The sequence below is a fragment of the Streptomyces sp. NPDC055400 genome (assembly GCF_053644375.1).
The window spans coordinates 169323-195214 of record NZ_JBSHLM010000013.1 but is presented as its reverse complement, the minus strand read 5'-3'; the positions used below and the strand labels follow the sequence as shown (position 1 = coordinate 195214).

The following is a 25892-nucleotide window of genomic DNA, read 5'->3' as shown; positions in this document are numbered from 1 at the left end:
CCCTCTAGCCGAGAATCTTCCGGTCGTACGCCACGGCGACCGCCGCCGCGCGGTCCTTCACGCCCAACTTGCCGTAGACGTGGGTGAGGTGGGTCTTCACGGTCGCCTCGCTGATGAACAGGACGCGGGCGATCTCTTTGTTCGACGTGCCCTTGGCGACCAGGGCGAGGACCTCGCGCTCGCGGGCCGAGAGAGGTTCGCCGGCGGGGGCGGCCGGGGTGCGCACCGCGGTGACCAGACGGGAGGCGACCGCCGGGGAGAGCACGGTGCGGCCGTCGGCGGCGGCGCGCACGGCCGTGAACAGCTCCTCGCGCGGGGCGTCCTTGAGGAGGTAGCCGGTGGCGCCCGCCTCGATCGCGGGCAGCGTGTCCGAGTCCGTGTCGTACGTGGTGAGGACGAGGACGCGGGAGCGAGCACCCCGGCGGGTGAGTTCCCTGATGGCGTCCACGCCGTTCCCGCCGGGCATGCGCAGGTCCATGAGGACGACGTCCGGGTCGAGGCGGGCGGCGAGTTCGACGGCCTCGACGCCGTTCGACGCCTCGCCGAGGACCGTGAAGTCCCCGGCCGACTCGAACATGCCGCGCAGGCCGTCCCGTACGACGGGGTGGTCGTCGACGATCAGCAGAGAGATGACGGAGTCACTGGTCATGGCGCACCAACGGTACGCGAGCCGATACGGCCGTGCCGCCGCCCGGCTCGGACTCCACCGTCAGCGCGCCCGCGATGCGTTCGGCGCGGGCCCGCATCCCGTCGAGGCCGAAGCCGCCGGTGCCGGTGCGGGCGGGCAGCTCCAAGGGGTCGAAGCCGCGGCCGTCGTCGCGCACGTCGAGGGTGACCTCGCCCGCCATGTAGGAGAGCGTGACGCCGAGCCGCCCGGCGTGGGCGTGCCGGGCCGCGTTCGACAGGGCCTCCTCGGCGATGCGCAGGAGGGTCGCCTCGATCTCGTCGTGCAGCTGCTCCGTGGTACCGGTGACGGTGAACTCGGCACGTACGCCGGTGCGCCGGGACCATTCGGTGACGGTCTTCTTCAGCGCTTCGGGCAGGGAGGCGTTCTCCAGGGCCGCCGGGGAGAGGTTGTGCACGGAGCGGCGGGCCTCGCCGAGGCTGTGCCGGGCGAGGTCGGCGGCGCGGTCGAGGTGCCGGCGGGCCTGTTCCGGGTCGGCGGTACCCGCGACGACCTGGAGCTGGGCGATGATCCCGGTCAGGCCCTGCGCGATGGTGTCGTGGATCTCGGCGGCGAGGCGGCGGCGCTCGTCGGCGACACCCGCTTCTCTTGCCTGGACGAGGAGTTGGGTGTGAAGCTGGGCGTTCTCGTCCATGGCGTCCTGGAGCGCCTTGTTGGTGCGCTCCAGTTCGGCGATGGTCTCGTCCTGGAGGCGGTTGCGCTCCTCCTCCTTGACGTTGATGTGCATCATCACGGAGACCAGCCCCATGTTCACGGCGAGCAGCGCCCCGAAGACGGCCCAGGTGACCGAGCCCTTCAGCGGGAACCCGCCGGACTCGGAACCCGCCATGACGATCGCCGTCGCGAACAGTCCCGTACGCACGAAGCGGCGCGGCAGCAGCCGGTCGGCGCTGAAGTAGCCGATGACGGCGTAGAACACGAAGAACGGGTTGAGCCACGTCAGGGCGAAGGCGAGGGCCCAGCGCACCGTGTAGTAGCCGGCGCCCGTCGCGGAGGGTCCTGGACGGCGCAGCGCCCGCCTGCCCCACGTGCTCTCCAGGAGCAGGGCCGACGCGACGAGGCCGGCGGCGAGATACCACTGGGCCCGGTCGCGGCCCATGCCGGCGATGTCCGAGGTGGCCAGGACCAGGGGGATGCTGAAGACCAGCAGGGCGAAGGGGCCGTAGCGGTGGAAGGCCGCCCACCGCTGCCGGATGGTGCCGTCCACGACACCCGCGCGTTCCCTGTCCATGGCTCCAGTCTGCACGTCACTCCCAGCGGAACCAGCGCGAGGCGCCGGCCGACAGGAGCACGGTCCACACGGCGAGGACGCCCAGGTGGGACCAGTCCGGCCAGTCGCCCGAAGCGGCCTGGCCGAGGGCCTGGGCGGCGGCGCCGAACGGCGTGTACTCGACTATGTGCGCGAGGGCGCCGGGCATCGCCTGGACGGGCAGCCACACACCCGCGCAGAACATCATCGGGAAGAAGACGACCGAGCCGATCGCGTTGGAGATCTTCGTCGTGCGCGACAGGGCCGACACGAGCGCGCCGAGCGCCAGCGCGCCGAGCACCGCGAGCACGAGGGCCAGCAGATAGCCGGCGGCCTGCTTCGGCAGCGGTACGTCGTAGGCGATCCGGCCCACGGCGAGGGAGAGGGCCGCCGAGCAGAGTGCGGCGATGCCGTGAATGCCCATCTGGGCGCCGAGCAGCGCCGCGGGGCGGACGGGCGTCGTCGACATGCGGCGCAGGATGCCGCGCTCGCGGTAGCCGGTGATGACGGGCGGCATGGACTGCAGGCCCGACATGATCATGGAGAGCAGCACGGTCACGGGGACGTACGCGTCGACGAGACGGATGCCGCCGAGGGACTTGTCGGCCTCGCGGAAGGAGGGGATGGAGCCGAGGATGACGAGCAGGACCGTCGGGAAGACGACGATCCAGAAGAGGCCGGCCGGCTCGCGCCGGAAGAGCCGGGCCTCGGTCCGCAGGACGGCCCGGTCGGGCGACGTACGGGTCAGGGTCGCTGTGCTCATGGCTGGGTGGCTCCCGTCAGGTCCAGGAACGCGTCGTCCAACGTGGCGTCGGACACGCGGAGTTGGTGGGCCGTGATGTGGTGGCGGGCGAGCAGTGTGATGACGGCGTTGACCGTCTCGTCGGTGCCGCCCAGGGTGACGCGGCCGTCCCGGTGCTCCACGGACACGAGCGCGGGCAGGCCCCGCAGCGCCTCTTCGTCGAGGGGCGCGGACGGGGTGAACGACATGACGGTGGACGCCGAGGACCTGCTGATGAGGCCCGCCGGGGTGTCGAGCGCGGCGATCCGGCCCTTGTCGATCACGGCGATCCGGTCGCAGAGGCGCTGGGCCTCCTCCATGAAGTGCGTGACGAGCAGGACGGTGACGCCGCTGTCGCGGACGTCCTCGATGAGCTGCCAGGTGTCGCGGCGGGCGCGCGGGTCGAGGCCGGTGGTCAGCTCGTCGAGGACGACGACCCGAGGGTTCCCGATCAGCGCGAGCGCGATGAACAGGCGCTGTTTCTGGCCGCCGCTGAGCTTCGCGAAGCGGGTGCCGAGCTTGTCCGTGAGGCGCAGGCGCTCGGCGAGAGGGCGCCAGTCGGCCGGGTTCGGGTAGAACGCCGCGTACAGTTCGAGCGCCTCGCGGACGGTGAGTTTCGCCTGGAGTTCACTCTCCTGGAGCTGGGCGCCGAGGATCTCGGTGACGCGGTCGTGGTCGGCGACGGGGTCGAGGCCCGCGACACGGACACGTCCGGCGTCGGGGACGCGCAGCCCTTCGACGCACTCGACCGTGGTCGTCTTGCCGGCGCCGTTCGGGCCGAGGATGCCGAAGATCTCGCCCTCCCCGACGGTGAACGAGAGGTCGTCGACGACGGCCCGCCCCGCGTAGACCTTGCGGAGCCCGGCGACCTCGATCAGGGGCCTGTCGCCCCGCGCTGCGCTGTGTGTCGTCGTCATGCTCCGAGAATCCCGGAGCCGGGCGCTCGCGGGCATCGCCCATCGCGCTCGAAAGGGCATCAGCCGATCGGTTGATACGGCGCTACGACCTCTGCGGGGCGAGCCGTGGCGCGGGGGCGGGATCGGCGGAAACCCGGTGGGCGTTGTCAGTGCCGATCCGTAGTCTCACTCCTGATGCCCACTACACATGCACCGGCCACGGACCCTGACCGACTCGCCCCGGCGGCGGAGCAGTCCGCCGCGCGCACGCTGCTGCGCCTGTGGCCGTACGTACGGCCGGTGCGGGCACGCTGGGCCGGGGCGGCGGCAGTCGCCGTGGTCGCCTCGTGTCTGTCGCTCGTCTTCCCCATCGTCCTGAAGTGGCTCGTGGACGGGCCGGTCACGGACCACGACCCGGGCGGGGTGTGGCTGGGCGCGGGGATGCTGCTGGCGCTCGGGGTCGCCGAGGCGCTGCTCTTCGGGCTGAGACGGTGGCTGGTGGCGCGGCCGCTGGCGAGCGTCGAGGCGGCCATGCGGGCGGATCTGTACCGGCATCTGCAGCGGCTGCCCGTCGCGTTCCACGACCGGTGGGCCTCGGGGCAGTTGCTGTCCCGCGGGACGACCGACCTCATGGTCGTACGGATGTTCCTGGCCTTTCCGCTGACGTTCCTGATCGTCAACGGCGTGACGATCGTCGCCGGGTTCGTGCTGCTCGTCGCGCAGGACTGGAGGCTCGGACTAGTCCTGCTCGCGCCCGCGCTGCCACTGATGGTGCTCTGCTACCGCTTCGAGTCGACGTACGCGTCGGCCGCGCGCCGCGCCCAGGACCAGGTCGGGGATCTGACCACCGTGGTCGAGGAGTCCGTGCTCGGCATCCGGATCATCAAGGGGTTCGGGCGGCACCGCAGCCAGGCGCGGGCCTTCCGTGACCTGTCGCGCACGCTGCGCGGGACCGAGCTGACGAAGGCGCGGCTGCTCGCGGGGATCCTCGGGGTGATCACGCTGCTGCCGGAGGTGGCGCTCGGGGCGGCACTGGTGCTCGGCTCCGTGCAGGTCGCGGACGGGAAGCTGTCCGCGGGGACGCTGGTGGCCTTCCTGTCGACGGCGCTCGCGCTGCGCTGGCCGATCGACTCGATCGGGTTCCTGCTCGCCATGAGCCAGGAGGCGGCGACGGCGACCCGACGGTTCTTCGAGGTGATGGACGAGCGGGCGGAGAGCGAGGGGGTCCCGGCGGCGGGCACCCCCGCGACTGAAGACGGTGCGGGCGGACTGCGGTTCGAGGGGGTCCGCTTCCGCTATCCGGACGCCCCCGACATGTCCGAGCCCGTCCTGGAGCGCATCGATCTGCAGGTGCGGTCCGGGGAGACCATGGCGCTCGTCGGGGCGACCGGCAGCGGCAAGACGACCCTGACCGCGCTCGTGCCCCGCCTGCACGAGCTCACCGGCGGGCGGATCACGCTCGACGGGCGGGACATCGCGTCGATGGAGCGCGAGGAGCTGCGCACCCTCGTCTCGGTGGCCTTCGAGGAACCCACCCTGTTCTCGGCGTCCGTCGCGGAGAACGTGCTGATGGGCGCGGGCGAAGCGGACGCCTCGAAGCTCGACCGGGCGCTCGGCGTCGCGCAGGCCGGATTCGTGAAGTCGCTGCCGGACGGGGCCGGTACGCAGGTCGGCGAGCAGGGGCTCAGCCTCTCGGGCGGGCAGCGGCAGCGGCTCGCGCTCGCCCGCGCGGTCGTGGGCAGCCCGCGCTTCCTCGTGCTCGACGATCCGCTGTCCGCGCTCGACGTACACACGGAGGCGCTGGTGGAGGCGGCCCTGCGGGAGGTGCTCGCCACGAGCACGGCGCTCGTCGTCGCGCACCGGCCGTCGACGGTGCTGCTCGCCGACCGCGTCGCGCTCCTGTCGGGCGGCCGGATCACCGCCGTGGGCACGCACCAGGAGCTGCTGCGCGCGAACGCCGAGTACCGGCACCTCATGTCGGGAGCGGACCTGGAGACCGAAGAGGACCTGGAGATCGGTGACGGCCCGGAGACCGACGAGGACGGGCCAGAGGGGAAGGGCACGCGATGACCACGACGGCCAGGCCGGACCGCACGCCGCAGGATCCGGCGGCCGAAGGCAGCGACGACGGCGAGGAACTGCGGCTCCCCTCCCCCGGGGACCCGTTCGACCAGGACGACCTGCCCGCCCCCAAGGGCGCGACCGGCGCGCTCCTGCGCTCCCTGCTCGCGCCGAGCCGGCGCACCGTGTTGCTGGCCGTACTGTGTCTGCTGGTCCAGCAGGCCGCCGTGCAGGCGGGGCCGCTCCTCGTCGCGTACGCCATCGACAGCGCGGTGCCCGCCTTCCGCGAGAGCGACCACGGTCCGCTGATCGCGGTGGCGGTCGGCTATCTCCTGGCGGCGTGCTGCTCCAGCTTCTTCCAGTTCGCGTTCGTGCAGGTGTCGGCGCGGGTGAACCAGAACGTGCTGCTCGACCTGCGCGGCCGCATCTTCCGGCACGCGCAGGCCCTCAGCGTGGACTTCCACGACCGCTACACGTCCGGGCGGCTCATCTCCCGTGCGACGACGGACGTCGAGTCCCTGCGCGAGCTGCTCGCCGAGGGGCTCCAGGAGCTCATCAACATCATCCTGGCGTCCGTGTACATCACGGCGATGCTGCTCTGGCTCGACGTCGGGATCGGTGCCGTGGCCGCCCTGTCGTTCCTGCCACTCGCCGTACTGATCCAGATGTACCGGCGGCGCGCGGCCCGGGTGTACGCGGAGCGGTCCTCCGCGATCGCGCGCGTCATCGTGAAGTTCGCCGAGACGATGAACGGGATCAGGCCGGTGCGCGCCTTCCGCCGCGAGCGCGCCAACGACGCGGACTTCGCCGGGCTGAACCACCGCCACGAGCGGGTCAACGGTGACGCGCTGCTCGAAATGGCGCGCTACGTTGTCGGCTCCCGCCTCCTCGCGAACACCGCGGTGGCGGGAATGGTCCTGTGGGGTGCCTACCGCGTCGCCGGCGGCACGCTCGAACTGGGTGTCCTGGCGGCCGCCGTGCTGTTCATCCGCCGTCTGTACGACCCCATCGACCGGCTCGCGATGTTCCTCAACTCCTATGAGTCCGCGGCCGCTTCACTCCGCAAGATCGCCGGCCTGCTGCACCAGACGCCGACCGTGCCCGAGCCGTCGTCGCCGCGCGATCTGCCCGAGCTCGCCGGCGACCGCCCGGGCCGCGAGGTCGTCTTCGACCAGGTCTCGTTCGGCTACCGCACCGGCGGCGAGGTGCTCCCCCGCTTCGATCTCACGCTGCCCGCGGGACAGACGGTCGCCGTCGTCGGCTCCACGGGCGCCGGGAAGTCGACCCTCGCCAAGCTCCTGGCCCGCTTCTACGACCCCTCGGCGGGCCGGGTCCTGCTCGACGGCGTCGACCTGCGCGACCTCGGCACGGCCGAGCTGCGGCGGGGTGTCGTGATGGTGACGCAGGAGGCGTTCCTGTTCTCCGGCACGGTCGCCGAGAACATCGCGATCGGGCGGCCCCAGGCGAGCCGCGAGGAGATCGAGCGCGCCGCGAAGGCGATCGGCGCGCACGACTTCATCACGGCGCTCCCGGACGGCTACGACACGGATGTGCGCAAACGCGGGGGTCGAATTTCGGCCGGGCAGCGGCAGTTGGTGGCGTTCGCACGCGCGTTGCTCGCCGACCCGGCGGTCCTGATCCTCGACGAGGCGACGAGCTCCCTCGACATCCCCGGCGAGCGGGCGGTGCAGCGCGCGATGCACACGGTGCTGCGCGGCCGTACCGCGGTCGTCATCGCGCACCGGCTGTCGACGGTGGAGATCGCCGACCGCGTTCTGGTCATGGAACACGGGCGGATCGCCGAGGACGGCACCCCGGACCAACTGATCTGCGGTACAGGAGCGTTCGCGGATCTGCATCGTGCCTGGCGGGAGAGCGTGGTCGGCTGAGCCACGGACCGGACGCGGCCCCTCCGCGTCCGGGCAACAGCTCCGTATATCGAACGTGAACATCCGGGCAACGAACCATTTCCGGCCAACCTCATGACGCGCTCCTGACAGACAACGCTCTCTGCTGCCACTCTTCCCTCGGTCTCGCACAGCTGTCCCACAGCCGAACTGGCGCGGCCAGTTCGAGAACTGCAGCACGACCCGTTGTGCCCAGATGTGCCCAGCTTTGCCCGGCTTCGCAGTTCCACCTCGCACCGCCCCGCACAGCCCTTGCTCTGCCTTGTTCTGCCTTGTTCTGCCCGGACGGTCATTCGCCGTCCGGTCTTCCCCGGCCGTGCGATCCGCGGCCCGCAGAAGGAGTCAGCCTTGAGAACGTCCGACACCTCCCACAGATCCGCCTCCCGCAAGAGAGCGACCGCCTACGGCGCGCTCGCCGCGGTCACCGCCCTGCTCGCCGCCGCCGTCCAGGCGGGCGGCATGGCCTCGGCGGACGTCAAGCCGGCCACGGCGGTCGCCAAGGCCGTCGCGAAGGGCGCAGACCCCGGCGCCCTCCCCGCGAAGCTCTCCCCCGCCAAGCGCGCGGAGCTGCTGCGCGAGGCCAACTCCACCAAGGCGGACACCGCCAAGGTCCTCGGCCTCGGCGCCAAGGAGAAGCTCGTCGTCCGTGACGTCCTGCAGGACCGTGACGGCACGACGCACACCCGCTACGAGCGCACCTACGACGGACTTCCCGTCCTCGGCGGTGACCTGGTCGTCGACACGGCCAAGTCGGGGAAGACCGAGGGCGTGACGCGCGCCGCGAAGTCGGCGCTCAAGGGCGTCGCCACCACCGCCGCGGTCAAGCCGGCCACGGCGGAGCGGCAGGCGGTCAAGGCCGCTGCGGCCGACGGATCGAAGAAGACCGCGGCGGACCGCGCGCCGCGCAAGGTCGTGTGGATGGCGCAGGGCAAGCCGACCCTCGCGTACGAGACCGTGGTCGGCGGTCTCCAGGACGACGGCACCCCGAACCAGCTGCACGTCGTCACGGACGCGGCGACCGGCAAGAAGCTGTACGAGTGGCAGGGCATCGAGAACGGCACGGGCAACACGCAGTACAGCGGCACCGTGACACTCGGCACGTCCCAGTCCGGATCGTCGTACACGCTCAACGACACCGGTCGCGGCGGGCACAAGACGTACAACCTGAACCACGGCTCGTCGGGCACCGGCACCCTCTACTCGGGCGCGGACGACGTGTGGGGCAACGGCAGCGCCTCGAACACCGAGACCGCGGCCGCGGACGCGCACTACGGCGCGGCGCTGACCTGGGACTACTACAAGAACGTCCAGGGCCGCACCGGTATCCGCGGTGACGGTGTCGCCGCGTACTCGCGGGTGCACTACGGCAACGCGTACGTCAACGCGTTCTGGGACGACAGCTGCTTCTGCATGACGTACGGCGACGGCTCGGGCAACCTCAAGCCCCTCACCTCGATCGACGTCGCGGGCCACGAGATGACCCACGGCGTCACCGCCGCGACGGCCGGCCTCAACTACAGCGGTGAGTCAGGCGGCCTGAACGAGGCGACGTCCGACATCTTCGGCACCGCCGTCGAGTTCTACGCCAACAACGCCTCCGACGTGGGCGACTACCTCATAGGCGAGAAGATAGACATCAACGGCGACGGCACGCCGCTGCGCTACATGGACAAGCCGAGTAAGGACGGCGGGTCCGCCGACTCCTGGTACTCGGGTGTGGGCAACCTCGACGTGCACTACTCGTCGGGTGTCGCCAACCACTTCTTCTACCTGCTGAGCGAGGGCAGCGGCGCCAAGGTCATCAACGGCGTGAGCTACAACTCGCCGACGTCGGACGGCCTTCCGGTCACCGGCATCGGCCGCGACAAGGCCGCGCTGATCTGGTTCAAGGCGCTCACCACGAAGTTCACCACCACCACGAACTACGCGGGCGCCCGCACCGGCACGCTGGCCGCGGCCGGTGAGCTGTACGGCACCACGAGCGCCGAGTACAAGGCCGTGCAGGACGCCTGGGCGGGCGTCAACGTGGGCTCGCGCTCCGGTGGTGGCGGCGGTGGTACGTCGTTCGAGAACACGACCGACGTCGCGATCCCGGACGCGGGCGCCGCGGTCACCTCGTCGATCGCCGTGACCGGCCGTACCGGCAACGCGCCGAGCAACCTCCAGGTCGCCGTGGACATCGTGCACACCTGGCGCGGTGACCTGGTCATCGACCTGGTGGCCCCGGACGGGTCCACGTACCGCCTGAAGAACTCCAGCGGCAGCGACTCGGCGGACAACGTCAACGCGACCTACACGGTCAACGCGTCCTCCGAGGTGGCCAACGGCACCTGGAAGCTGAAGGTCCAGGACGTGGCCGCGCAGGACACCGGCTACATCAACAGCTGGAAGCTCACCTTCCCGTAGACCGCACAACCGCTTCACCGGCACGACCCGCACGGTCTGGGCGCGTCGCCCCGGGTGAGTCAACTCCCCGGGACGGCGCGCCCGTTCATGTTCCGTTCGCAATACGTACAAGAGACATCGCTCAACGGACGATTTCCGGCCAACCTGCGATCGCCCTCCTGACATGTACAGGCCTCAACTGGCACGCTTCCCCACGCAACACGCAACACGCAACACGCACCACTCAGCTCACTTACCCCCCACACATGTACAGGGAGCTTGCGTGATCCCCCACATATCGCGCTTCACCAAGAAGCGTTCGACTCTGGCCATAGCCACCGCTGTCGCTGCCGGGGCCCTCATCGCCGCCGGAACGACCACCGGCGCCACCGCACAGCCCGCGCCGGACCCCACTCCGAGCGCGGCGCCCATGACCCTCACCGCCAGTGCCCGCGCCGGCCTCCTCCAGGACGCCGACGCGAAGAAGGCCGAGACGGCCAAGGAGCTGAAGCTCGACTCCAAGGAGAAGCTCGTCGTCCGTGACGTGGTCAAGGACCGCGACGGCACGACGCACACCCGCTACGAGCGCACCTACGACGGACTCCCGGTCCTCGGCGGCGACCTGGTCGTCCACGAGTCCAAGGCCGGCAAGTCCGAGGGCGTCACCCGCGCGACCTCGAAGAGAATCGCCGTGTCGACGGCCTCCGCCTCCCTCAAGGCCGCCCCCGAGGGCGCCCGCAAGGTGGTCTGGGCGGCATCGGGCACCCCGCGCCTCGCCTACGAGAAGGTCGTCACCGGCACGCAGAAGGACGGCACGCCGCGCAAGCTGCACGTCGTCACGGATGCCGCGACCGGCAAGAAGATCTTCGAGTGGGACGCGATCCACACCGGCGCCGGCGAGAGCCAGTACAGCGGCAGCGTGACGGTCGGCTCCACCAAGTCCGGTTCCTCGTACGCCCTCACGGACGCGGAGCGCGGCGGCCACAGCACGTACGACCTCAAGCACGGGTCGTCCGGCAAGGGCACGCTGTTCACCGACGCGGACGACAAGTGGGGCGACGGCACCACCAACGACGCGGCCACGGCCGCGGTCGACGCCGCCTACGGCGCCCAGGTCACGTGGGACTACTACAAGGACGTCCAAGGCCGCAGCGGCATCAACGGCGACGGCAAGGGCGCGTACTCGCGGGTCCACTACGGCAACGCGTACGTCAACGCGTTCTGGGACGACAGCTGCTTCTGCATGACGTACGGCGACGGCGAGGGCGACAAGAAGCCCCTCACCTCGATCGACGTGGCAGGCCACGAGATGTCGCACGGCGTGACGGCGGCGACCGCGGGCCTCATCTACAGCGGTGAGTCCGGCGGCCTGAACGAGGCCACGTCCGACATCTTCGGCACCGCGGTCGAGTTCCACGCGAACAACCCCAAGGACGTCGGCGACTACCTCATCGGCGAGAAGATCGACATCAACGGCGACGGCTCCCCGCTGCGCTACATGGACAAGCCGAGCAAGGACGGCGCGTCCCTCGACAACTGGAAGGCCGGCGCGGGCAACGTCGACGTCCACTACTCGTCGGGCATCGCCAACCACTTCTTCTACCTGCTGTCGGAGGGCAGCGGGAAGAAGGAGATCAACGGGGTCTCGTACGACTCCCCGACCGCGGACGGCCAGCCGGCCGCGGGCATCGGCCGCGACAAGGCCGAGAAGATCTGGTTCAAGGCCCTGACGTCGTACTTCACGACGAACACGGACTACGCGGGCGCGCGCAAGGGCACGCTGAGCGCGGCGTCTGACCTGTACGGCGCCGACTCGGCGGAGTACAAGGCGGTCGACCGGGCGTGGGCCGCGGTCAACGTCAAGTGACGTAAGGCGCAAGCGAGTTGGGGGGCGGCACCGCGGGGTGCCGCCCCTTCGCGCGTCAGGCCTCGTACTCCGTGAGGTCGATCGCGTGCACCTGGAGCGCGAAGCCGTGCTTCGGGTGCGTGAACTCGTGTCCCTCCGCCATGCCGAGCTTGCGGGCGATGTTCTCCGAGCCCGTGTCGCCGGGGCGGATCAGGGCGATGACCCGGTCGACGCCGCGGTCCTGGAGGGCGAACTCCAGGGTGGCCTGGGCGGCCTCGGAGGCGTACCCCTGGCCCCAGAACTGGCGGCCGAGCCACCAGTTGATCTCGATGCCGGGCTGGAGCTCGGACACCGAGAGGCCGACGACACCGGCCAGCTCGCCGGAGGCGAGGAGCTCGACGGCGAACGGGCCGAAGCCCTCCTCGTCCCACTCCTCCTCCCAGCGCTCGATGTCCTCGGCCGTCCGCTCCAGGTCGCGCGGGCCGCCGTCACCGACCCGGCGCATGACGTCCGGGTCCGCCTGGATCTCGGAGAGGGGCACGAGGTCGTCGTCGGACCAGCGGCGGAGCAGGAGGCGGGGCGTCTGGATCTCGGTCATGGGTCCATCTTCGCCGAGACCCGCGACGCCGCCGACCATCCGGCCGTCCTCGGCACATCCTCAGCGCCCTCAGCGCAAGAGCACCCCCGCCGCCTCCGCGGCCGTCTCCGAGGGGACGGTCACCAGACCCGTCTCCGCCGGCGAGGCGAGCAGCCGGTGGGCGGGCAGGATGCGGACCGTGTAGCCGTAGGGGCCCGTACGGTCGAGGGAGAGCGGACCCTCGTACGCCCAGCGGCCGTCCAGGTCAGGGCCGCCGGCCGGCTTGAGGGCCACCGTCGTCGCGTCGGTGATGCGGTCGTCGGAGCCGACGCGGCCGGCCACCGCCTGGACCTCGACGTCCTCGGGGCCGAGTTCGTCGAGCGCCACCCGCACGCGCAGCACCAGCGTCGCACCGAGCTCGGCCGTGGCCGTGGACGCCTCCACATGGTCGACGGCCACCCGGGGCCAGGACGCGCGGACCCGGGACTTCCACCGGGCGAGCTCGCGCGCCGCGTCGGCGGTGAGGGCGCGGCCCGAGCGGGCCGCGGGGGCGTACAGCTTCTCGACGTACTCGCGGACCATGCGCCCGGCGAGGACCTTCGGGCCCAGGTGGGTGAGGGTGCGGCGGACCATCTCGATCCAGCGGTCGGGCAGTCCTTCGGGGCCGCGCTCGTAGAAGCGGGGGGCGACCCTGCGCTCGACGAGGTCGTAGAGGGCCGCGGCCTCCAGGTCGTCGCGCCGCTGCTCGTCGGTGGCCGTGCCGTCCGCGGTGGGGATCGCCCAGCCGAAGTCGGGCGAGAACCACTCGTCCCACCAGCCGTCGAGGACGGAGAGGTTGAGACAGCCGTTCAGGGCGGCCTTCATACCGGACGTCCCGCAGGCCTCCAGGGGGCGCAACGGGTTGTTGAGCCAGATGTCGCAGCCCGGGTAGAGCTTCTGCGCCATGGCCATGCCGTAGTCCGGCAGGAACACGATGCGATGGCGCACGCGCGGGTCGTCGGTGAAGCGCACCAGCTCCTGCACGAGGCGCTTGCCGCCGTCGTCCGCCGGGTGTGCCTTGCCCGCCACGACGATCTGGACGGGCCGGTCCGGGTCGAGGAGGAGGCGCATCAGGCGGTCCGGGTCGCGCAGCATCAGGGTGAGCCGCTTGTAGGAGGGGACGCGGCGGGCGAAGCCGATGGTGAGGATGCCGGGGTCGAGCACCCCGTCGATCCAGCCCAGTTCCGCCGCGCCCGCGCCGCGCTGCCGCCAGGACGCGGCGAGGCGTTCGCGGACCTCGTCCACCAGGCGGCCGCGCAGCTCGCGGCGCAGCTCCCAGATGTCCCGGTCGGCGATGTCGGCGACGGCGTCCCAGCGGTCGGATCCTCCGGCGGCGAGCGCGTCCAGGGTGCGCTGTTCGCCGATGTGGCGGGCGCCGAGCCGCAGGACCTCGGGAGCCACCCAGGTGGGGGCGTGCACGCCGTTCGTGACGGAGGTGATGGGGACCTCCTCCGGGTCGAAGCCCGGCCACAGTCCCGAGAACATCTCGCGGCTGACCCGGCCGTGCAGGGTGGAGACGCCGTTGGCGCGCTGGGCGAGGCGCAGGCCCATCACGGCCATGTTGAAGACGTTCGGGTTGCCTCCCGTGTACGTCTCCGTGCCGAGGCCGAGGATGCGTGCGGCGTCGATGCCGGGGAGTTCGGCGCCGGGGCCGAAGTGGCGGGCGACGAGTTCCCGGTCGAAGCGGTCGATGCCCGCGGGGACGGGGGTGTGCGTGGTGAAGACGGTCCCGGCGCGTACGGCTTCGATGGCGGCGTCGAAGTCCACCCCGAGTGCGGCGAGCTCGTGGATCCGCTCGACCCCGAGGAAGCCGGCGTGCCCCTCGTTCGTGTGGAACACCTCGGGTTCGGGATGGCCGGTGAGGCGGCAGTACGCGCGCACGGCCCGCACCCCGCCGATGCCGAGCAGCATCTCCTGGAGGAGCCGGTGCTCGCTGCCGCCGCCGTAGAGCCGGTCGGTGACGTTGCGTTCGCCGGGGCCGTTCTCCTCGACGTCCGAGTCGAGCAGCAGGAGCGGCACGCGGCCGACCTGGGCCTGCCAGACGCGGGCGAGCAGCCGGCCGCCGCCGGGCAGGGCGAGCGCGACCCGGCAGTCGGTGCCGTCGGGTTCGCGGAGCGGGGTCAGCGGCAGTTCGTGCGGGTCGAGGACGGGATAGTGCTCCTGCTGCCAGCCGTCCCTGGACAGGGACTGCCGGAAGTAGCCGTGCCGGTAGAGGAGTCCTACGCCGATCAGCGGCACCCCGAGGTCGCTGGCCGCCTTGAGGTGGTCGCCGGCGAGGATGCCGAGGCCGCCCGAGTACTGGGGCAGGGCGGCGGTGATGCCGAACTCGGGCGAGAAGTATCCGATGGCGGCGGGCAGACCGCCGCCGCGCATCTGCGTCTGGTACCAGCGGTCGCCCTCCACATAGGACCTGAGGTCGTCCGCGGCCTCGCCGAGCAGGCGCAGGAATCCCTCGTCGGCCGCGAGTTCGGCGAGCCGCGCGTGCGGCACGGCGCCGAGCAGTCTCACCGGGTCCCCGTCGGACGCGGCCCAGCGCCCGGGGTCCACGGCCTGGAAGAGGTCGCGCGTCCCGGCGTGCCAGGACCAGCGCAGGTTGCGGGCCAGCTCGTGGAGGGGGGCGAGGGGCCCGGGCAGGACGGGACGGACGGTGAATCGACGGATGGCCTTCACGTTCTCACCTCTGTAGGGGGACGCGGCGGGCATACGCGCACACGTGCGAGGAGGACGCGCTCCGTCGCGCGGCCTCCGGCTGTCACCTCCGACGGTACGGCCACCGGGCTCCGGCTACCACGGCGCACGGGGTCGCAAGGCCCCCGTGTCACGCGGTTCCCAGCGGTACGCGGGGGTCGCGGCGGCCGGAGCGGGGTCACGGGGCGTAGCCGGAGACGACCTTGCCCTCGTCGGTGTCGGCGAACAACGCGCCGCCCAGATAAAGGGGTTGGCCCAGGTGTACGGCCGCTGCCCCGGTCCCCGGCCCGGTGCGCGGGGTGTCCTTCCTGCGGAGCGTGTTGACGTCGCCCGATGTGTTCCGCCCTTCGAGGGCGTACGCGCCGAAGGACAGCACCCGTTTGCCCGCGAGGGCGAGGCCGGCGGTCTCCTGGGGCGCGCCGTAGTGCCACAGGCGCCGGCCGGTGCGCCAGTCGTACGCCGTGAGGAAGTGGTCGACGGGGTCCGACGCGTCCTCGTTGTCGGCCGGCACGACGAGCACGCCGTCCGCGCCGACGACGGGACCGGGCAGCGTGGGCCGCACGTCGGCCGCGACGGTGCGCCGGGTGGCGAGGGTGCGGCCGTCGAGTTCCCGCACGCCCGGGTGTTCGAGGTCCCAGCACAGGACGGACGACACGTGGCGCAGGAGGGCGAAGCAGGTCGTGGCGGGGGCGGAGGCGGCGCGGGAGCCGTCCTTCGCGGAGAGGGCGAGGACTCCGCCGCCCTCGGCGGCCAGGTAGACGCGGCCGTCGCCGGTCAGGAGCGGGCCCTGCGGCTTGGGCAGCGGGGCGGTGCGCCACAGCTCGTGGCCGTCCCGGGCGCGCCGGGCCCGCACGACCGTACTGCGGGACATGCTGGTGCCGGGGGTCAGGGTGAACTCGGCGGTGTAGACGACACCCTTCGCGTACGTCAGGGCGAGCAGACCGGTGTACCGGGGCATGCGCCGGCGCCAGCGGACGGTGCCGGTCGCGGCGTCGACGCCGGTGACTCCCAGCTCGCTGGGCACGAACACGCGGGTGCCGTCGCTCTCGGGCGGCAGCTCCTGGACGCCCTGGAGGTCGTCCGGTCCGGCCGTGAACCCGCGGGACGTCCAGCCGCCCCGGCCGCTCGCGGCGTCGAAGGCGGCCGCCGCGCCCTTGCCGTCGCGGCAGATCAGCCGGGGCAGGACCAGCACGCAGCCGCGGCCGCGGTCGTCCAGGGCGGCGGGGCGGTCCACGGACCAGGGCTTCCATCCGTCGGGTCGGGCGGAGGCGCGGGTGCCGGCCGTGCCGAACTCTCCTGAGCGGTCGGCGGATCCGTAGGCGGTGACGACGCGGGGGCCGCCGGGGGGCCTGGAGCCTTCGTGTCCGGGTGACGTGCCACCGCCCGCGCCCGTGCCGCCCCCGCCCGGCAGGACGACCGCCGCGGCGGCCACTGCGGCTCCGGCGACCGCCGCCGCGACCAGCCACGGCCAGCGGCGGGGTGTCCCGCGGCCGGGCGGGGCGGGGGGTGCCTCAGGCATCACAGGTGTGGCGGGCGGCGTGGGTCCGGTCCCCGCCGCCGTGTCGGCCGCCGCGAACGACCGTGCGGCCACGTCCTGTTCGCAGCGGGCCACGGCCTCCCGGTGCTCGGCGAAGAGCGAGAGCACCTCGGTGGGCCAGGGCACCGGGGCGTCGGCGGGACCCGGGTCGAGCCGCCGCGCGAGCTCCGCCGCGCCGGGCCGCTCCCCCGGCGCCACCCGCAGGCACGCGGCGACCGTCTCGCGCAGCTCCTCCGGGACCGCCGACAGATCCGCGTCCCCCTGGGTGATGCGGAAGATGACCGACGCGAGTTCGGGGTCGTCGAAGGGGCCCCGGCCCGTGGCGGCGTGGCAGAGCACGGCGCCGAGCGCGAAGACGTCCGAGGCGGGCACGACGGCGTGGCTGCCCTCGATCTGCTCGGGCGCCATGAACCCGGGGGTGCCGACGATCATCCCCGCGGCCGTGAGCGCCGTGGCCTCGAAGGCCTGCGCGATGCCGAAGTCGATGAGCTTGGGGCCCTCGGGCGTGAGCAGGACGTTGCCGGGTTTGAGGTCCCGGTGCAGGACGTGCGCCGCGTGCACGGCGGCGAGGGCGCGGGCGAGCCGGGCGCCGAGGGCGCGCACCGCGGGGACGGGCAGCGGACCGCAGCGGGCGACTGTCTCGGCGAGCGCGGGCCCGGGCACGTACTCCGTGGCCAGCCAGGGCACTTGGGTGTCGGCGTCCCCGTCGAGGAGCGCGGCCGTGCCGGGACCGGAGACGGCACGCGCGGCGGCGATCTCGCGGCGGAACCTGATCCGGAACTCGCGGTCGACGTCGAGGTCCGCCCTGACCGTCTTGACGGCGACGAGCGGTGCCCCCGGCCGGTGCGCCCGCGCCAGGTACACCTCGCCCATGCCGCCCGCGCCGATGAGGGCGAGCAGCCGGTAGGGGCCGATGTGCCGCGGGGGCCCGGGCAGCGGGTCGAGCAACGGATCCTCCAAGGACGGGGCGGTGCGGTGCGCGCGACTACGCCGGGATCTCCAGGGACACGACGGTCCCCTGGTCGTAGACGAGCGTCACGACCCCGCCGAGCAGCAGGAGCGTCGGAGGCCGCGGCGAGTCGGCGATGACCGTGCCGGGGTCGGTGTGCTCCTTGACCTGCGGGTTTCCGGGGGCCCCCGGGACGACGGTGGCGCGGGCCTTGCCCTTCGCCCCCAGCGGCACGGACCGGAGCGTGGTGTTGTCGGCGGTCAGGGCGCGGCCGCCGGTGATCAGCGGTCCCGACGAGACCGGCCGCTTGATCACGTCGGTGACGGTCGTGAGGGGTTCTCTGCGGGTGACGCGGCCGTGGCGCGCTTCGGCGACCAGGAGCTTCTCGTTCGTCGTGTCGTAGGCGACCGCGGCGCGGGGTCCGACCGCGCTCACGACGACGTCGGACCCGGGAAAGCCGTCCGCCTGCACCTTCGGCGCCTTGAAGCCGAAAGTGCCCTCGACCGCGAGCGTACGGGAGTCGAGGCGGGTGACCCGGGTCTGGGGCGTGGTGTTGGGGTCGTCGAAGGAGCCGTCGCCGGACAGGACCTGGGTGCACAGCACCTGCCCGTCCTGCGCCATCAGGGTGCGGCACTGCCCCTTGCCGTACGGGGTGCCGACCCGGGTGCCGGTCCGCTCGTCGAGTGCGACGACGCCCTCTTTCGCGTCGGCGTAGACGAGGCCGCCGTGGGCCAGGCCGGCTGTGTAGGCGCCCAGTTCGGCACCGGCGAGCTCGCCGGTGCTGAGCGTGTGGGTCCAGCCGGGTGCGCCGTCCTTCAGGCGGAACGTCCTCAGCTTCGCGCCCGCCGGTCCGTCCACGCCGTCCGCCGAGCCCTCCTGGGACGTGACGAGGCGGCCCTCGTCGGTGAGCAGGGCCGCGGTGAAGTGCGTGCCGCCGTCCGGCGCGGCCGACCAGCGCACGCCGCCCGAGCGGGAGTCCCGCACCTGGAGGCGGCCCTTGTGGGCGATGACCGTGGTGCCGCCGCGGACCGTCGGGGCCAGCGAGTCGCCGGGCATGAACAGCTTGCCCGAGGGACTGATGTAGGCCTCGTCGCCGACATCGCCGTCCGCGGGCGAGCGCCCGTCGGACGTCCACAGCCGCCGGCCGCTGCTCGCGTCGAGCGCCTCGTACGTCCCGTCGGTGAGCAGGCAGACGACGGCCCGGGTGTCGGCGGCGCAGCTCATGGGCGCGTGCCCGAGCCTGCCCCGCCACGGCTTCCAGCCCTTGGGCCGCTGCTCCCGGAACTGCGGTACGTAGCCGCTCCGGTCGTCCGTCCCGGCCCCGTCCACCCCGGCCCGTGCGACGAGTGCGGCGGGCGAGAGCGTGGTGGAGGGCGTGGGTCCGGCGCCCTGGCCGCCCGGGCCGCCGGCCTCGTCGCCCGTGGCGGGGCCGCGCAGCGCGAGCAGCGCGCCGACGGCTCCGCCCGCGACGGCCACCGCGAGGACCGTGGCGAGGAGGGTACGGCGGCTCAGGGCCCGGCGCGCAGGTGTGGTTGCCGGGGTGGCGGGCGGGGCCGCGCCCATGGTGGGCAGGTCGTGCGGCATGAGGGCGGGCGGGGCCGAGCGCTGCGTCGGGGTGCGGGTGGGGGTGCGCGTGGGGGTGCGGCCGTCCGGCGCGCTGTCCTGCGGGAGCGGTACCAGGGGCTGTCCGGCGGCGCACAGGTGCGCCACGTCCCGCCGCGTCTCGGCGATCGACTCCACCACGGGGTCCGGCCAGCCGGCGTCGGGCCCGCCGGAACCGGCCAGGGCGGCGAACCGCTCGGCGAGTGCCTCCGGTCCGGGCCGCGCCCCGGGGTCCTGAACGAGACACTCGGCCAGGATGTCCCTCAACTCCTGTGGAACGTCACCGAGTTCGGCCTCCGCGCGTGAGATCCGGTAGAGGACCGCCGCCACCGGGCCGTCACCGAACGGGTCGCGCCCTGTCGCCGCGTGGGCGAGGACCGAGGCCAGGCAGAACACGTCGGAGGCGGCCACCACATGCCGCCCGCCCGCGACATGCTCCGGCGACATGAAGCCCGGCGTCCCGACCAGCAGCCCGGTCGAGGTCATCGTGGTGGCGCCGGGGGTGCGCGCCACGCCGAAGTCGATCAGCTTGGGCCCGTCGGCGCCGAGCAGGACGTTCGCCGGCTTCAGGTCCCGGTGCAGGGCGCCCGCGGCGTGCACCGCGGACAGGGCCCGGGCCATCCCGGCGCCGAGCGCGAGGACGGCGGGCGCGGGCAGCGGCCCGTGCCGGCGCACCGCCTCGGCGAGGGTCGGGCCGGGGACGTACTCCGTGGCGAGCCAGGGCTGCTCCGCGTCGGCGTCACCGGCGACGAGCCGCGCCACGAAGGGGCTCACCACCGACGCGGCGACGGCGATCTCACGCCGGAACCGGGCGCGGAACGCCGGGTCCCCGGCGACCTCGCGGCGGATCGCCTTCACGGCGACCAGGGACTCCGGGACGCGCGGCCCGTCGGTGGCGAGGAACACCTCGCCCATACCGCCCGCCCCGAGCCTGGCCAGCGTCTCGTACGGACCTATCTGCGCGGGCGACCCCTCCCGCAGCCGGCCGATCATCCGCCCCGTCCCCCCGTGCCGTTGTCCGGATCCCGCGTCTCAACTGTGCGCGTGCTCACCTTCCGTGACGCTCCGGCAGATTACTCGGTGCGCCGCAGACCACGAGGGGCGAGGCCCGCGTACCGGCCGGAGAAGGTCCGGTTTTCGCCGCAACCTTCGCCGCGTCCGCCACCGGCCCCCCACGGGCGATATGGCCGATTCCGCCCCCTCATGCGGTCTTGTAGGGCCTGACAGCGCACGAGAGGCTGCCAAGCGGTGTGCGCGGATCCCGGCCGCCAGGACCGGCGGCCGTGCAACTGCGGTCCTCGCGCGCCGAGTCGAGGGAGGGGAACTCACGACATGACACCGACGCGCAACAGGCGTCTGCGCTGGGCGGGCGCGCTCACGGCCGTGACCACGGCCGCGGTCCTCTCGGCCGTCACGCTGCCCGCGCATGCCGCGCCCCGGCTGGGGCGCATACTCGGCGCCGGTGAGCCCGGCGCCGTCGCAGACAGCTACATCGTGACGCTCAAGGGGGGAACGAAGGCACCGTCCGGCACGGGCAAGGGTCTCGCCGAGAAGTACGGGGCGAAAATACGCCACACCTACAGCACGGCGCTGAACGGGTATGCGGTGCGCGTCGGCGAGACGCAGGCCAGAAGGCTCGCGGCCGATCCATCGGTCGCCTCGGTCGTCCAGGACTCACGGGTCTCGCTCGACCACACCCGGAAGAACCCGCCGTCCTGGGGGCTCGACCGCATCGACCAGGGCGATCTGCCGCTCGACAAGTCCTACACGTGGCCCGAGTCGGCGGGCTCGGGCGTGACGGCGTACGTCATCGACACCGGCATCCGGATCTCGCACCGGGACTTCGGCGGCCGGGCGCACTACGGCCGGGACTTCGTCGACGGCGACGCCACCGCCCAGGACGGCAACGGCCACGGCACGCATGTGGCCGCGACCGTCGCCGGCACGGGCTACGGCGTCGCGAAGAAAGCCGACGTGGTCGCGGTCCGCGTGCTCGACGACGCGGGCTCCGGGACGACCGCCCAGGTCATCGCGGGCATCGACTGGGTGACGAGGAACGCGCGCAAACCGGCCGTCGCCAATCTGAGCCTCGGCGGCTACGCCAACGCCCAGCTGGACGCGGCGGTGCGGGGCTCCATCGCCTCCGGTGTCACGTACACGGTCGCGGCCGGCAACGACGGCCTCCCGGCGAGCCTGTACTCGCCGGCCCGCGTCAAGGAGGCCATCACGGTCGGCGCGAGTGACCGCACGGACCGGCGCGCCAACTTCTCGAACTGGGGCACCCGGCTGGATCTGTTCGCCCCCGGCGTCGACATCACCTCGGCGGGGTACGCGAGCGACACGGGGAAGGCGACCTTCTCCGGTACGTCGATGGCGTCGCCGCACGTGGCGGGCGCCGCCGCGCTGTACCTGGCCGACCACCCCTCGGCCACCCCGGCCGAGGTGAGCCGGGCGCTGACCGGGCGTGCGGCGAAGGGCCGGATCACGGACCCGCTGCCCGGCTCGCCGAACAAGCTGCTCCAGGTCAACAACCCGTAGACGAAAGGTGAGTTCATGGTCCGGTCCCGTCGTTCGCGGCGGGGCCGGACTTGTCTGTGTGCTTACGCGCGAGTAGTTAACAAAGCACCGGATTGCCCGCCCTGCGACCGTGGAAGGCTCCTCCGGTACACACTGCGCGACCCTCGTCATCACCCCCGTTTCCGTAAGCCGAACCCCCGCGGTCAGGAGCGGTCATGCCCGCACAGAGTCCCTCGCCGAAGCCGCACACGGACCCGGCGAAGCAGTCGGCCAGAAGCGCGAAATCGCAGAAACCACCGGGCCGGAGGCGCCCGCCGGCCACCTCCGCCACCACGCTCGGACGGCTCCCCGTCCTGGACGTCCAGCCCCTCGTGGACCACGGCCGCAGGCCGGCCAAGGCGGTGGTGGGCGAGTCCTTCCAGGTCAGCGCGACGGTCTTCCGCGAGGGCCACGACGCGGTCGCGGCGAACGTGGTGCTGCGCTCGCCGCGCGGCCGCACGGGCCCGTGGACCCCGATGCGCGAGCTGGCCCCCGGCACCGACCGCTGGGGCGCGCAGGTCACGCCCACGTCGGAGGGCCGCTGGAGCTACTTCGTCGAGGCATGGGGCGACCCGGTCACCACCTGGCGCCGCCACGCGCAGATCAAGGTCCCGGCGGGCATCGACACCGAACTCGTCCTGGAGGAAGGGGCGTTGCTGTACGAGCGCGCCGCCGAGGGCGTGCCGCAGCGCAAGGGACAGCGCGAGACGGTGCTGCGCGCCGCCGCCGCGCTGCGGGACACCGCACGCCCCGCCGCGGCCCGCCTGGCCGCCGCGCTCACCCCGCAGGTCGACGAGGTCCTGGCCCTCTACCCGCTGCGCGAGCTGGTGACCAGCTCCGACCCGCTGCCGCTCCGCGTGGAGCGGGAGCGGGCGCTGTACGGGGCGTGGTACGAGTTCTTCCCGCGCTCGGAGGGCGCGATCGTGCGCGAGGGGGAACCGCCGGTCTCCGGCACGTTCCACACGGCCGCGAAGCGCCTTCCGGCCATCGCGGCGATGGGCTTCGACGTTCTCTATCTGCCACCGATCCACCCCATCGGCACCACGTACCGCAAGGGGCCCGACAACTCGCTCTCGCCGGGGCCGCACGACGTGGGTGTCCCCTGGGCGATCGGCTCTCCGGAGGGCGGTCACGACGCGGTCCACCCGGATCTCGGCACGCTCGACGACTTCGACGCGTTCGTGAGCCGGGCCGCGGACCTGGGCCTGGAGATCGCGCTGGACTTCGCGCTCCAGTGCTCGCCCGACCATCCGTGGGTGGAGAAGCACCCGGAGTGGTTCCACCACCGGCCGGACGGCACGATCGCGTACGCCGAGAACCCGCCGAAGAAGTACCAGGACATCTACCCGATCGCCTTCGACAAGGACATGCCGGGACTGATCGCGGAGACGACCCGCGTCCTGCGCTTCTGGATGGAGCACGGCGTGCGCATCTTCCGCGTCGACAACCCGCACACCAAGCCCGTCGTCTTCTGGGAGCGGGTCATCAAGGGGATCAACCGCACCGACCCCGACGTGATCTTCCTGGCCGAGGCGTTCACGCGCCCCGCGATGATGCGCACCCTCGCGCAGGCCGGCTTCCAGCAGTCGTACACCTACTTCACCTGGCGCAACTCGAAGCAGGAGCTCACCGAGTACGCGACGGAGCTGGCCAGGGACACGGCCGCGTACATGCGTCCCAACTTCTTCGTGAACACGCCGGACATCCTGCACGCCTACCTCCAGGACGGCGGGCGGCCCGCGTTCGAGGCGCGCGCGGTCCTGGCCGCCACGCTCTCCCCCACCTGGGGCGTCTACAGCGGCTACGAACTGTGCGAAAACACCCCGCTACGCCCCGGTAGCGAGGAGTATCTGCATTCGGAGAAGTACGAACTGCGGCCGCGCGACTGGGAGTCGGCCGAGCACGAGGGTCGTTCGATCGCGCCCCTCATCACCCGGCTCAACGACATCAGGCGCCGCAGCCCCGCCCTGCGCCGGCTGCGTGACGTGCACTTCCACCACACCGACAAGGACACGGTGATCGCGTACTCCAAGTCGGTCGCAGGCGCGCACGGCTCGAACACGGTTCTGGTGGTCGCCAACCTCGACCCTCACCACACCCAGGAGGCGACGGTGTCGTTGGACATGCCGCAACTGGGACTCGGCTGGCACGAGTCCGCACCGATGCGCGACGAGCTCACCGGTGAGACCTACCACTGGGGCAGGGCCAACTATGTGCGCCTCGAGCCGGGCCGTACGCCCGCGCACATCCTCACCGTCCTGCGACCGTCCTCACCGTTGATCGGAGGGTCACCCACACCATGACCGTCAATGAACCCGTCCCGGACACCTTCGAGGACACCCCCGCCAAGGACCGGGATCCCGACTGGTTCAAACGTGCCGTCTTCTACGAGGTCCTCGTCCGCTCCTTCCAGGACAGCAACGGCGACGGAGTCGGCGACCTCAAGGGCATCACCGCGAAACTGGACTATCTCCAGTGGCTCGGCGTGGACTGCCTGTGGCTGCCGCCGTTCTTCAAGTCCCCACTGCGGGACGGCGGTTACGACGTGTCCGACTACACGGCCGTGCTGCCCGAGTTCGGTGACCTGGCCGACTTCGTGGAGTTCGTCGACGCCGCGCACCAGCGCGGGATGCGCGTGATCATCGACTTCGTCATGAACCACACGAGCGACCAGCACGAGTGGTTCCAGGAGTCCCGCAAGGACCCCGACGGGCCGTACGGCGACTACTACGTCTGGGCCGACGACGACAAGCAGTACGAGGACGCGCGGATCATCTTCGTCGACACCGAGGCGTCCAACTGGACCTTCGACCCGGTGCGCAAGCAGTACTTCTGGCACCGCTTCTTCTCCCACCAGCCGGATCTCAACTACGAGAACCCGCGCGTCCAGGAGGAGATCATCGCGGCCCTGCGCTTCTGGCTGGACCTCGGCATCGACGGCTTCCGGCTCGACGCCGTGCCCTACCTCTACGCGGAGGAGGGGACCAACTGCGAGAACCTGCCGGCCACGCACGAGCTCCTCAAGCGGGTCCGCAAGGAGGTCGACGCGCACTATCCGGACACGGTCCTGCTCGCCGAGGCCAACCAGTGGCCCGAGGACGTGGTCGACTACTTCGGCGACTACGCGTCCGGCGGCGACGAGTGCCACATGGCTTTCCACTTCCCCGTCATGCCGCGCATCTTCATGGCGGTCCGCCGCGAGTCCCGCTACCCGGTCTCGGAAATTCTCGCCAAAACGCCCGCCATTCCGTCGAGTTGCCAGTGGGGCATCTTCCTGCGCAACCACGACGAGCTCACGCTCGAAATGGTCACCGACGAAGAGCGCGACTACATGTACGCGGAGTACGCCAAGGACCCGCGCATGCGGGCCAACATCGGCATCCGCCGCCGCCTCGCACCCCTCCTCGACAACGACCGCAACCAGATCGAACTCTTCACCGCCCTGCTGCTCTCCCTGCCGGGCTCGCCGATCCTCTACTACGGCGACGAGATCGGCATGGGCGACAACATCTGGCTCGGCGACCGCGACGCGGTCCGCACACCGATGCAGTGGACACCCGACCGCAACGCGGGCTTCTCGTCCTGCGACCCCGGCCGGCTCTCCCTGCCCACGATCATGGACCCGGTCTACGGCTTCCAGGTCACCAACGTCGAGGCGTCCATGTCGTCCCCGTCCTCGCTGCTGCACTGGACCCGGCGCATGATCGAGATCCGCAAGCAGAACGAGGCGTTCGGCCTCGGCTCGTACACCGAACTCCCGTCGTCCAACCCGGCCGTGATCGCGTTCCTGCGCGAGTACAAAGACGACCTCGTCCTGTGCGTCCACAACTTCTCGCGCTTCGCCCAGCCCACCGAACTCGACCTCCAGGCCTTCAGCGGCCGGCACCCGGTCGAGCTGATCGGCGGGGTGCGCTTTCCGGCCATCGGTGAACTGCCCTATCTCCTCACCCTCGCAGGTCACGGCTTCTACTGGTTCCGGCTGCGCAAGGACGCCTGAACGCCGCCCGGGGAGGGCCGGTTTCCGCCGCCCCTCCCTGGGCACCCATCACCACACACCCCGACACGTCCCGCTCGTACTGCCTCTGCCGCATTTCCGGGACGCCGCCCCGCACCCAGTCGCGGCCCGCCCCGGGG

The 25892-nt window shown here is 72.1% G+C and carries 15 protein-coding genes; 7 read left to right on the top strand and 8 right to left on the bottom strand.

What is annotated here, in order from left to right; translation table 11 throughout:
* Positions 1–4: 4 nt before the first annotated feature.
* The 4 genes from ACWIGU_RS31095 to ACWIGU_RS31080 are packed head-to-tail and all read right to left on the bottom strand — an operon-like array spanning position 5 to position 3632.
* A complete protein-coding gene (locus ACWIGU_RS31095) occupies positions 5–649 on the bottom strand; it encodes a response regulator (RefSeq protein ID WP_454405005.1) in 645 nt (214 codons plus the stop codon).
* A complete protein-coding gene (locus ACWIGU_RS31090; RefSeq protein WP_454405004.1) occupies positions 639–1916 on the bottom strand; it encodes a sensor histidine kinase in 1278 nt (425 codons plus the stop codon). Before ACWIGU_RS31090 ends, ACWIGU_RS31095 begins: the two co-directional genes overlap by 11 nt.
* A gap of 16 nt (positions 1917–1932) precedes the next feature.
* Positions 1933–2697 (bottom strand): ABC transporter permease, encoded by a 765-nt coding sequence (locus ACWIGU_RS31085; protein WP_454405003.1) that lies wholly within the window; start codon positions 2695–2697, stop codon positions 1933–1935.
* Positions 2694–3632 carry an ABC transporter ATP-binding protein gene (locus tag ACWIGU_RS31080; RefSeq protein ID WP_454405002.1) on the bottom strand — a complete coding sequence of 313 codons (939 nt, stop codon included), beginning with the start codon at positions 3630–3632 and terminating at the stop codon, positions 2694–2696. Before ACWIGU_RS31080 ends, ACWIGU_RS31085 begins: the two co-directional genes overlap by 4 nt.
* Positions 3633–3806: 174 nt before the next feature.
* Between ACWIGU_RS31080 and ACWIGU_RS31075 the strand changes: the two genes are divergently transcribed.
* The 4 genes from ACWIGU_RS31075 (at position 3807) to ACWIGU_RS31060 (ending at position 11831) form a co-directional block, all read left to right on the top strand.
* Entirely contained in the window at positions 3807–5681 is a 1875-nt protein-coding gene (locus tag ACWIGU_RS31075; RefSeq protein ID WP_454405001.1) for an ABC transporter ATP-binding protein, read from the top strand.
* Entirely contained in the window at positions 5678–7561 is a 1884-nt protein-coding gene (locus ACWIGU_RS31070; protein WP_454405000.1) for an ABC transporter ATP-binding protein, read from the top strand. Before ACWIGU_RS31075 ends, ACWIGU_RS31070 begins: the two co-directional genes overlap by 4 nt.
* 366 nt (positions 7562–7927) lie before the next feature.
* A complete protein-coding gene (locus tag ACWIGU_RS31065; RefSeq protein ID WP_454404999.1) occupies positions 7928–9985 on the top strand; it encodes a M4 family metallopeptidase in 2058 nt (685 codons plus the stop codon).
* Positions 9986–10247: 262 nt separating this feature from the next.
* Positions 10248–11831, top strand: a complete 1584-nt coding sequence (locus tag ACWIGU_RS31060; protein ID WP_454404998.1) for a M4 family metallopeptidase — start codon at positions 10248–10250, stop codon at positions 11829–11831.
* A 55-nt stretch (positions 11832–11886) separates the two neighbouring features.
* Here ACWIGU_RS31060 and ACWIGU_RS31055 read toward each other — a convergent pair whose 3' ends face one another.
* The 4 genes from ACWIGU_RS31055 to ACWIGU_RS31040 form a co-directional block, all read right to left on the bottom strand.
* Complete coding sequence (locus ACWIGU_RS31055; protein ID WP_454404997.1) at positions 11887–12408, bottom strand: GNAT family N-acetyltransferase; 522 nt, start codon at positions 12406–12408, stop codon at positions 11887–11889.
* A 69-nt stretch (positions 12409–12477) separates the two neighbouring features.
* A complete protein-coding gene (gene glgP / locus ACWIGU_RS31050; RefSeq protein WP_454404996.1) occupies positions 12478–15096 on the bottom strand; it encodes an alpha-glucan family phosphorylase in 2619 nt (872 codons plus the stop codon).
* A gap of 196 nt (positions 15097–15292) precedes the next feature.
* Complete coding sequence (locus ACWIGU_RS31045; protein WP_454404995.1) at positions 15293–17611, bottom strand: protein kinase domain-containing protein; 2319 nt, start codon at positions 17609–17611, stop codon at positions 15293–15295.
* Positions 17612–17636: 25 nt separating this feature from the next.
* The gene (locus ACWIGU_RS31040; protein ID WP_454404994.1) at positions 17637–20195 is read right to left on the bottom strand and encodes a protein kinase domain-containing protein; all 2559 of its coding nucleotides are present in this window, start codon (positions 20193–20195) and stop codon (positions 17637–17639) included.
* 339 nt (positions 20196–20534) lie between these two features.
* On the opposite strand from ACWIGU_RS31040, the gene ACWIGU_RS31035 reads away from it, so the two are divergent.
* The 3 genes from ACWIGU_RS31035 to treS all read left to right on the top strand — a co-directional run bounded on the left by ACWIGU_RS31035 (position 20535) and on the right by treS (position 25755).
* A complete protein-coding gene (locus ACWIGU_RS31035; RefSeq protein WP_454404993.1) occupies positions 20535–21740 on the top strand; it encodes a S8 family peptidase in 1206 nt (401 codons plus the stop codon).
* Between the two features lie 194 nt (positions 21741–21934).
* Complete coding sequence (locus ACWIGU_RS31030) at positions 21935–24061, top strand: alpha-1,4-glucan--maltose-1-phosphate maltosyltransferase (RefSeq protein WP_454404992.1); 2127 nt, start codon at positions 21935–21937, stop codon at positions 24059–24061.
* The gene (gene treS / locus ACWIGU_RS31025) at positions 24058–25755 is read left to right on the top strand and encodes a maltose alpha-D-glucosyltransferase (protein WP_454404991.1); all 1698 of its coding nucleotides are present in this window, start codon (positions 24058–24060) and stop codon (positions 25753–25755) included. The genes ACWIGU_RS31030 and treS overlap by 4 nt, the downstream gene beginning before the upstream one ends.
* Positions 25756–25892 lie beyond the last annotated feature (137 nt).

Bases quoted from the DNA above. Each gene is read 5' to 3' on its own strand.
- ACWIGU_RS31075 (WP_454405001.1), top strand. From the start codon at position 3,807: ATGCCCACTACACATGCACCGGCCACGGACCCTGACCGACTCGCCCCG.
- ACWIGU_RS31095 (WP_454405005.1), bottom strand. From the start codon at position 649: ATGACCAGTGACTCCGTCATCTCTCTGCTGATCGTCGACGACCACCCC.
- ACWIGU_RS31055 (WP_454404997.1), bottom strand. From the start codon at position 12,408: ATGACCGAGATCCAGACGCCCCGCCTCCTGCTCCGCCGCTGGTCCGAC.
- treS (WP_454404991.1), top strand. From the start codon at position 24,058: ATGACCGTCAATGAACCCGTCCCGGACACCTTCGAGGACACCCCCGCC.
- ACWIGU_RS31070 (WP_454405000.1), top strand. From the start codon at position 5,678: ATGACCACGACGGCCAGGCCGGACCGCACGCCGCAGGATCCGGCGGCC.
- ACWIGU_RS31080 (WP_454405002.1), bottom strand. From the start codon at position 3,632: ATGACGACGACACACAGCGCAGCGCGGGGCGACAGGCCCCTGATCGAG.
- ACWIGU_RS31090 (WP_454405004.1), bottom strand. From the start codon at position 1,916: ATGGACAGGGAACGCGCGGGTGTCGTGGACGGCACCATCCGGCAGCGG.
- ACWIGU_RS31085 (WP_454405003.1), bottom strand. From the start codon at position 2,697: ATGAGCACAGCGACCCTGACCCGTACGTCGCCCGACCGGGCCGTCCTG.
- ACWIGU_RS31035 (WP_454404993.1), top strand. From the start codon at position 20,535: ATGACACCGACGCGCAACAGGCGTCTGCGCTGGGCGGGCGCGCTCACG.
- ACWIGU_RS31040 (WP_454404994.1), bottom strand. From the start codon at position 20,195: ATGATCGGCCGGCTGCGGGAGGGGTCGCCCGCGCAGATAGGTCCGTAC.
- ACWIGU_RS31030 (WP_454404992.1), top strand. From the start codon at position 21,935: ATGCCCGCACAGAGTCCCTCGCCGAAGCCGCACACGGACCCGGCGAAG.